Annotated in this window: 10 protein-coding genes; 5 read left to right on the plus strand and 5 right to left on the minus strand. The window is 65.1% G+C overall.

Annotated features, from left to right (window positions below):
• Positions 1 to 257: 257 nt before the first annotated feature.
• Together M9890_04610 and M9890_04615 are read right to left on the minus strand one after the other, a co-directional pair.
• On the minus strand, positions 258 to 1,100 hold the full coding sequence (locus tag M9890_04610; protein MCO5176244.1) for a hypothetical protein: 843 nt from the start codon (positions 1,098 to 1,100) through the stop codon (positions 258 to 260).
• Between the two features lie 60 nt (positions 1,101 to 1,160).
• A complete protein-coding gene (locus M9890_04615; GenBank protein ID MCO5176245.1) occupies positions 1,161 to 1,799 on the minus strand; it encodes an ArsR family transcriptional regulator in 639 nt (212 codons plus the stop codon).
• A 209-nt stretch (positions 1,800 to 2,008) separates the two neighbouring features.
• Here M9890_04615 and M9890_04620 point away from each other — a divergent pair, with 209 nt between their 5' ends.
• The 4 genes from M9890_04620 (at position 2,009) to M9890_04635 (ending at position 3,371) form a co-directional block, all read left to right on the plus strand.
• Positions 2,009 to 2,305 (plus strand): hypothetical protein, encoded by a 297-nt coding sequence (locus M9890_04620; protein MCO5176246.1) that lies wholly within the window; start codon positions 2,009 to 2,011, stop codon positions 2,303 to 2,305.
• A gap of 71 nt (positions 2,306 to 2,376) precedes the next feature.
• Positions 2,377 to 2,640 carry a hypothetical protein gene (locus M9890_04625; GenBank protein MCO5176247.1) on the plus strand — a complete coding sequence of 88 codons (264 nt, stop codon included), beginning with the start codon at positions 2,377 to 2,379 and terminating at the stop codon, positions 2,638 to 2,640.
• Positions 2,637 to 2,990: a cupredoxin domain-containing protein gene (locus M9890_04630; protein ID MCO5176248.1), complete on the plus strand. Its 354-nt coding sequence runs from the start codon at positions 2,637 to 2,639 to the stop codon at positions 2,988 to 2,990. The genes M9890_04625 and M9890_04630 overlap by 4 nt, the downstream gene beginning before the upstream one ends.
• Positions 2,991 to 3,053: 63 nt before the next feature.
• Positions 3,054 to 3,371 (plus strand): hypothetical protein, encoded by a 318-nt coding sequence (locus tag M9890_04635; GenBank protein ID MCO5176249.1) that lies wholly within the window; start codon positions 3,054 to 3,056, stop codon positions 3,369 to 3,371.
• Positions 3,372 to 3,424: 53 nt separating this feature from the next.
• Here the strand turns inward: M9890_04635 and M9890_04640 are convergent, their stop codons facing one another.
• The 3 genes from M9890_04640 to M9890_04650 are packed head-to-tail and all read right to left on the minus strand — an operon-like array spanning position 3,425 to position 6,763.
• The gene (locus M9890_04640; GenBank protein ID MCO5176250.1) at positions 3,425 to 4,855 is read right to left on the minus strand and encodes a hypothetical protein; all 1,431 of its coding nucleotides are present in this window, start codon (positions 4,853 to 4,855) and stop codon (positions 3,425 to 3,427) included.
• A gap of 15 nt (positions 4,856 to 4,870) precedes the next feature.
• The gene (locus tag M9890_04645; GenBank protein ID MCO5176251.1) at positions 4,871 to 5,077 is read right to left on the minus strand and encodes a tetratricopeptide repeat protein; all 207 of its coding nucleotides are present in this window, start codon (positions 5,075 to 5,077) and stop codon (positions 4,871 to 4,873) included.
• 33 nt (positions 5,078 to 5,110) lie between these two features.
• Positions 5,111 to 6,763: a tetratricopeptide repeat protein gene (locus M9890_04650; protein ID MCO5176252.1), complete on the minus strand. Its 1,653-nt coding sequence runs from the start codon at positions 6,761 to 6,763 to the stop codon at positions 5,111 to 5,113.
• Positions 6,764 to 6,980: 217 nt separating this feature from the next.
• Here M9890_04650 and M9890_04655 point away from each other — a divergent pair.
• Positions 6,981 to 7,962, plus strand: a 982-nt coding sequence (locus M9890_04655; protein ID MCO5176253.1) for an NAD(P)/FAD-dependent oxidoreductase, incomplete at its 3' end; no start/stop codon positions are given.

Genomic DNA, 7,962 nt, shown 5'->3' on the forward strand with positions numbered 1-7,962 from the left:
ATGGATGCTCGCGCGACGCGGGAGTAACGCGACGTGGTGCAGATCCGTCCGGGACGTTTCGGGCGACGCATCTCAGGATCTGAGCCCTGTCGAGTGGGGACATCCGTCCACATGCTCCAACCGGCCCGATGGATACGTCAGTGATACGCAGAAGTTACCTGCATCATAGAGTCGAATACCGCGTTTGTATAGCGTGTCACGAGCGACCAATTGATCCAGTCCGGGGCCTCGGACCAGGACTCATCATCGACCACGAGTCAACACCCACCGATGTCTGATCCAGAAGTTGCGAACGAAGGCAGCAAGGCATCACGGGCGTTTCGCCATGTTTCACGCGAAATAGCCGTCATGAGACCCATCTGGCCGTCGAACGGTCGCCAGCGGCTGCCATCGTAGCGCAGGGCCACACCGCCGGCCTCCTCGACCAGCAGGCAGCCCGGTGCGTGATCCCACGGCAGCGTCCGATAGTAGAGCGTGAGTTCGAGGACGCCTCGGGCGACATCGGTGTGATCCCAGGCAGCCGAACCGCAGGCCGCAGTCGCGGCGAACCGTGGTCGCGCGGCGTCGGCCACGCTGCGCATTGGCTCCGGCAGCATGCGCGTTTCAATCGCGCCACGCATCACCGCCAGCGGACGCTGCTCTGCGACGCTCACGCTGACGCCACCGAGCCGCGCACCGGCACCACGCTCTGCCGTCGCCAGCCAGCCGGCCACCGGCGCGTAGATCCACGACGCCACCGTCTCGCCACGCTGGATCAATGCGATCATCATGCCGAACTGCTCGTTGCCGCTGACAAACGCGCGGGTTCCGTCGAGCGGATCGATCGTCCAGACGAGGTGGTCGTTGAGTACCTGCACATCTGAAATTGGGTTGGTTGCCGACGACTCCTCGCCGTAGATCAGGGCTTCCGGCAGCAGATCGGACAACCGCGCGGCCAGCAGGCGCTCGGCATCGATGTCGGCGACGGTGACCAGCTCTCCAGCCGACTTCTCGCTGACATCCTCATCGGTCAGGTGTCGAAAGCGCGGCAGGATTGCTACGTCCGCGACCTCGCGCAGGAGATCGGCTACGTCGTCAATCAGCCCGTCGGGGATCAGCACGACTCCTCCGTCACGTTACGACGAACTCGACAGGCCAGTATCGCACACTATGGGGGATGGCTACTTGGTCGGTGCGCTGCTCAGCTGGAAGCAGCAGCGCGGCGGGTCGCTGGTCCGATCGCAACACTCACAGACCTGCAGGCCGGTGGCAGTGGCGAGCAGCGACTGCGCTAGCAGGCAGGCGTCGGGCGACTGGCTGACGACATCAGCCAGCGGGCAGGCACGCCCACGCAGCATGACAACGTCGCCGTCCGCTTCAACCTCTGCCAGACCACCGAGCGCGTCGATCGCCTGGACGGCCAGCGCCACCCGCTCATCGACGCTCGCATCGGCGGCAGGCGGGGCGGCCAATCGCTCCCCGGCGCTGAGCAGCATCTGGCGCGTCTCATCATCGCCGCGTTCTTCGCGGACAACATCGACGACGGCTGTCAGCACCGACGCGTACGCCTTCGGGAACAGCTCCTCGGCGGCGGGGGAGAGCTCGTAGGCATACGAAGGCTTCCCTGCGCCACGCCGCAAACCCTCCTGCTGCACGAGGCCGTCGCGCTCCAGCGTCGTCAGGTGCGCGCGGACGGCGTTGTCGGTCAGATCCAGCTCACCAGCAAGCTCGTTGACCGTGTGCGCCGATCGGCGTAGCAGCATCACGACGCGTCCCTGCGTGCTCGCGAAAAAACGCTGATCCCATCGCTGCCTGGCCATCGTCCGCCTCACTCTCGTCCTCATCGCTATCGTCAATGCCGTGTCTGCCGACTGGTATACGAAGAATGTCGCATTTTCGTCAAGTAAGTCAACAAACATCTTGACTTATTGTATTACGCGCCTATGCTGAGACCAACATCGATTATCGCGAGGCCATCGGAAGTTCCGGCCGATGGCCCAGGAGAAAGGATATGCATGTGCAGCGGCACGTGGTTGGAGACAGACCGGCATCGTGGCCGGCGTGGCTTTTCCGGATTGGGCTACTGATTTTCGCCCTCGGCGCCGCGGGTGATTTCCTCCACCACCTGCTGCCCGGCATCGCCGCCCAGATGACATTCGTGCTGGGCAGCGAAGGCGAACGCGCGCACCTGATCACGCTGGTCGGGATGCTGGTGGTCGCCGCCGCGCTCTTCGCACTGGCCGCCAACGACCGCGCTGCGACGGCGGCACGGCGCGCACGCCGGTCGCCGGGCGACCCATATTCCAGCAACTCACGTACTCACTAGCCAAATGAGAGAGGAGATCTTCCGATGCCGTATGGCAATGCCTGTAAACAGTTTCCCCGGCTTCTCTTTGTATGGCTGCGCACCTCACCGCGTTTCTGATCGGCGCGTTCTTCGCCCGCAAGGCATTGAGCGCCGGTCTGGCACCGATCGGCTGGGGCTTCGCGCTCTTCGCCGTCGCCGAGATCGTCTACATGACCTACCACCTCGACTGGACGATCTTCCTGTTCGCCCACACCGTCGCCGAAGTGCTCGACCTGAGCGCCTTCATCCTCATCTTCGCCGGCGTCCTGCAACTGGGCGGCCTGAGCCTTGGACGGGAAGAGACGCACGCATGAACCGCCTGACGTTCATGGTCGCGCTGGCCACAGCGTGCGTGCTTGCCCTGGTTCTCTCCGCTTGCGGAGGCGATGCCAGCGGCAAGGAGCCGGTCGCGACCAACCAGATCAATCTGCCGCCCAGCTATCGCTTCGATCCCGAGGTCATTACCGTCGCGGCCGGAACAACGGTCACCTGGACCAACAACGATCACTTCACCCACAACGTGCAGGTCGAGGACGGCGAGGTCATGATCATGAAGCCCGGCGACAGCGTCACTTTCACCTTCGACACACCCGGTACCTACGACTTCACCTGCACCTATCACCCCCACGATATGCAGGGCCAGGTCATCGTAACGACGTCGTGATACGCAGCCTGCTGCGCGAGGTGGACCAGCGATCTCCACCTCGCACACCGGAAGGAACCTGACATGTTCGACCAGACATTCTTCGGCGCGATCCTGCCGCGCGAGGCGACCCGGTTCGCCACCGAGCATCCTGATTCCGTCCCGGTCGTCTCCGTCCTGCTCACCGACACGACGCAGCTCGATGTCTGCCGCGTGCTGGGCCTGTCGGACCAGTGGGTTGCGCTGGCGCGCTTCCGCCAGCCGAGCATCTGCGACGATGTCGACATCGTCTTCGTGCCCTACCCGACGATCGCCAGAGTCACTATCGCCGTGCCGCACATCTCGGAACGGCAGATCGGCTTCGCGGCGACTGCGGCACTCGGCGAGCACGTGTCGGCATGAACCCCACTCGACGGGCAAGCGACCGGCAGGCGCTGGTCGCGTTCCCCCGTTCGTCAGGCAGCGTGCGTCATCCGGCAGTAGCACGACGCGCGGATCGGGATATCGGCGCGCGCAGCGGCGAGATCCAGCCGCTGGCGGATCATCGCCGCCAGTGCGTGCTTGCCCTGCCGGACCAGACATTCGTGGTAGCCGTGCAGGCTCCAGACATTCTCGGGGTGCTGATAGGCACGCGGCAGCGAGCCGTCCAGCCCGAGGTCGGCGCAATAGACCGCCTCGGCCTCCTCGACGTGGCCCTGCTCCAGCAGCAACGCACCGTAGGCGTGGCGCGTCGGCTGCATCCAGCCCCACGGCTCGTCGTACACCAGCCCGTCCTCCAGCTCAATCGAGCGCCGCAGGTGCGCGTAAGCGACGTCGTAATTCCCGCGCCGATATTCCAGCTCACCGGCCAGCATCTCGGCCGCGATCGCCAGGATGTCCTGGCAGGTGTTGTTGAACAGCGTGCGGGTCTCCGGGACGCGCGCAACGGCGTCATGGAACAGGCGCTGCTGCTCTTCGGCCTCAGCAACCTGGCCGGTCGCCGAGAAGGCCACGCCCTTGGCGTAGTGGTAAAGCGCCGTCGTCGTGCAGAACAGCTCGGGATCGTCCGGCAGCGGCGCGTCGATGATCTCTTGCCAGCGCCCGAAGCGGATCAGGACGTGCATCTTGACCGCCATGAAGCCCTCCAGCCAGTCGGCCATCGGCGGGGCTTCCATCTGCAGCAACTCAAGCGGGATCGTCTCGACCACCTCATCGGCAGTGCGCAGGGCGATTTCCGACTGGCCAATGAACATCGCGCCGTAGAGCTTGAAGTGGAAGTTGTGGACGCGGTAGAGCGTGTAGAAGTTCATTGCACCCTCACGCTCGCGGTACTTCTCGTCGGCAATGACCGCGTCGTGGTTCGAGGCGACGACCTGATAGTAGTGGCCGCAGAGCACGTCGATGTGAGTCGGCATGTGGCGCAGGTGGCCGGCATCCGGCACCAGATCGCGCAGCCAGTCTCCGGCGCGCAGAGCCAGCTCGGGGAACGGCGACATCTCCATCAGATGGATGTACATGTGCAGTACACCCGGGTGGACGCGGCACTCCGACGTCTCCAGCGCGCGCTCCAGGATCGCGCGCGCCTCGTTCGTGTCGGCACCCTCGGCGACATCGCCGCTGGCCAGATCCCAGAGCGCCCAGGGCGTGCGGTTCATCAGCGCCTCGGCGGTCAGCGCTGCGACATCCAGATCGTCGGGATAGGCGGCGTAGACCGCGCGCATCGCAGCCGCGTAATCGTCGGTCCAACTGGTGAAGTCTTCGACCGGCGTGTCGGACTGATAGCGCTGCTGCAGCGCCTCGATCAGCGCTCGCTCGACCGGCTGGACGCCATCCAGCAGGGCGGCAGCCTGGCGGGCAGCGGTGTGCGTGCGCTCGACCGTCTTCGGCAGTTCCGACGGGTCGTACATGTCCCAGGTCTTGTTTTAGTGCGGACCTCCGGCGTAGGCGACGCCCCAGTAGGCCATCGCACAGGACGGGTCGGCCCTGATCGCGCGCTTGAAGCAGCGCAGCGCCTCGCCGTGGTTAAAGCCATAGGTCCAGATCAGACCACGATCGAACCAGCGTTGCGCCTCGGGAGACGTCGTCGTGATCGAGCGAGAGTGGCTGCCAAGGTCATAGTAGTCAGTCATCGTGATCACTCCTCTATGAAGTGCCGCTGCGGCTCATGCCGCAGATACGGACCTGCAGAAGCAGGACGATTCGACCGGCACGTCGGCCAGGCCACGGGCGGCATCAAGACGCTCGAGAATCGCGGCGGCCTCGTCAAGCTTGCCCTGTCGTACCAGACATTCGTGGTAGCCGTGCAACGCCCAGACGTTGTCCGGGTGCTGGTGGGCGCGGGGCAGCGAATCATCCAGCCCCAGATCGGCCCGGTAGACGTCAGCGGCCTCATCGACCTGGCCCTGCTCCAACAGGAGCGCGCCGAGCGCGTGGCGCGGCGGCTGCATCCAGGCCCACGGCTCGGAGTAGAGCAGTCCGTCGGAGCGCTCGACCGAGCGGCGCAGATGGTCAAACGCCAGATCGTAGTTGCCCTTGCGGTACTCCAGCTCACCGGCCAGCATTTCGGCGGAAATGCCGAGGATGTCCCGGCAGGTGTTGTTCTGGAAGACGCGCGTCTCCGGGACGCGAGCGTAGGCGGCCTCGAACAGCCGCCGCTGCTCTTCGGCCTCGGCGACGACCCCGGTCGCGGCGAACGCAACACCGCGCGCGTAGTGAACCATCGCAGTCGAGACGCAGTAGAGCGTCGGATCGTCCGGCAACGGTGTGTCGATAATCTCCTGCCAGCGACCAAAGCGGATCAGCGCGTGCAGCTTCATCGAAAAGCGCGCTTCCAGCCGGTCGGCCATCGGCGGCGTCTGGACATGCATCAGCTCAATCGGGATCGCGTTGACCATCCCCTCGGCGGCCTCAATCGCCACGTCCGACTGGCCGAGGAACATCGCGCCATACAGCTTGAAATGGTAGTTGTGCGTCCGGTAGAGGGTATAGACATTCATCGCCCCCTCCCGCTCACGGTACTTCTCGTCGGCGACGATGGCCGCGCTATTGGAATCGACCACCGCCTGGTAGTCGCCGCAGAGCATGTCGATGTGGGTCGGCATGTGATGGAGATGACCGGCGTCCGGCACCAGACCGCGCAGCGCATCCGCCGCTGCCGCAGCCTTCTCCGGGAACGGCGACATCTCCATCAGGTGGATGTACATGTGCAGCACACCGGGATGGCGCATCCCGTCCGGCGTGGTCATGGCGCGCTCCAGCACCTGCCGCGCCTCGACGGCGCTCGAGTTGTGCGCCGGCTCACCGGTCGGGAGATCCCACAAGCGCCACGGTGTGCGGTTGATCAACGCCTCCGCGAACAGCGCCACCACGTCGAGGTCGTCCGGGAAGGCGGCGTAGACTGCGCGCATCGCGTCGGCGTAGGCGTCGCTCCAGACCCACAGATCGTCGGGCACCGTCGTCGACTGGTAGCGCGCCGCGATGGCCTCAATCAGCGCACGCTCGACCGGGCTGGTGGGTGGTGCGAGGGCGCTGGCCTGCTCGACGGCCGCGCCGGTCGTTGCCAGCATCTTAACCAGCGTCTCCAGATCGATGTGGTCCCAGTCGTAGTTGTAGTTCGGGCCCGCCGCGTAGGCGATGCCCCACTGCGCCATCGCGCAACGCGGGTCGGCATCGAGCGCGCGCCGGAAGCAGCGCACAGCCTCCTCATGATTGAAGCCGTAGGTCCAGATCAGACCGCGATCGAACCAGCGTTGCGCCTCTGGAGACGACGTCGTGATCGATCGGGAGTGGCTACCGAGGTCAAAGTAATCAGGCATCGGGTCTCTCCTTTGAAGCAGCGCAGTGTTGCGGCTGGGAAGGGCAATCGAACCATATGGATAGCCGTATAGTGACGGAGGAAGCCTGGATTGTCTACCGAGGGCCACCAATCGGGCCGAAAAAACGGTGTTGGTGGCATACCGTCTGCATGACATAAGGTGCCCGGTTCTGACTGAAGATGAGCGACCGGGAGACGCGAGAGGAAGCATCGACAGGATGAGTAGATCGATCGTGGTGGTCGGGGGAAATATCGCTGGTGGCAGGGCCGTCGAGGCGCTGCGCAAGGAAGGGTTCGACGGAGCAATCACGTTGATCGGCGCTGAATCCGATCTGCCGTATGAGCGCCCGCCACTCTCCAAGGGGTACCTGACCGGCGAGGTGAGTGACGGCGAATTCAGCGTCGCGACGACGGAGGGCTACGCCGAGCAGCAGATTGATGCTCGTCTGGGCGTACGGGCCACCAGCCTGCAGCCGGACGTGCAGACGGTGACGCTCGACGACGGCTCGACCGTGCACTACGACCAGCTGCTGATCGCGACCGGCGCATCGCCGCGACACCTGAACGTCCCCGGCAGCGACCTGCCCGGCATCCACTATCTGCGCACCGTCGCGGATTCGCGCAGCATCCGCGAGGATCTGGCGAAGGCGGAGCGGGTCGGCATCGTCGGCATGGGCTTCATCGGTGCCGAGGTGGCAGCGTCGGCCCGCTCGCTGGGTAAGCAGGTGACGATCGTTGAGTACATCGCCCATCCGCTCGTCCCGGCGCTCGGCGTGGAAGTCGCGGCGCGCATGGTTGATATCCATCGCGGCCACGGCGTCGCGATTCACAGCGGCGTGGCGGTCGTGCGCTTCGAGGGCGACCAGCGAGTTGAGCGGATCGTCGCGGCGGATGGCACGGTCATCGACTGCGACATGGCGATCGTCGCCGTCGGCGTCACGCCAAACACCGCCTGGCTGGAGAGCTCGGGCATCGCGCTGGACAACGGCGTCCTCGTGAACGAGTACTCGCGGACGAACCTGCCCAACGTCTACGCCGCCGGGGATGTGGCGAACCGGCAGAGCACACGCTACGGACGCCGACTGCGGGTAGAGCACTTCGACAACGCCAGCAACCATGCCGTCTCGGCAGTGCGGGTGATGCTCGGTCAGGACAAGCCGTACGACCCGGTGCCGTACTTCTGGTCGGACCAGTACGACG

The organism is Thermomicrobiales bacterium (assembly GCA_023954495.1).
GTDB lineage: Bacteria > Chloroflexota > Chloroflexia > Thermomicrobiales > CFX8 > JAMLIA01.